Origin of the sequence: Rhodovulum tesquicola (assembly GCF_024128855.1) — a bacterium.
Lineage (GTDB): Bacteria > Pseudomonadota > Alphaproteobacteria > Rhodobacterales > Rhodobacteraceae > Rhodovulum > Rhodovulum tesquicola.
In genome coordinates this window covers 1-254 of record NZ_JAMYDV010000076.1, presented here as the reverse complement: position 1 = coordinate 254, position 254 = coordinate 1, and the positions used below count along the sequence as shown (strand labels likewise).

The following is a 254-nucleotide window of genomic DNA, read 5'->3' as shown; positions in this document are numbered from 1 at the left end:
ACGACGCTGCTATTGCCGCTCGACGACCTGCTCGCGGTGGTGCGCGAGTTCCTGAACCCGAACGCGTCGCGGTCCGGGCTGGATCGTTGTCTGCGCCGGCATGGTGTGTCCCGACTGCAGGACCTGAGTAAGCGCAGCCTGACCACCCTTCGGCTTGCCGCGTGACTATTCAGCGAAGTTCCAGGGCATAAGCTCGGCGATATCGCTCTGCATGTGCTGGTCGAGGATCTTGCGGAGGGTTGCCGCGATATAGG

1 pseudogene is annotated in these 254 nt (G+C 63.0%); it reads left to right on the top strand.

Annotated features, from left to right (window positions below):
• Positions 1-132, top strand: a pseudogene (locus NHN26_RS17440) (IS481 family transposase); the annotation flags it as partial.
• Positions 133-254: the final 122 nt, after the last annotated feature.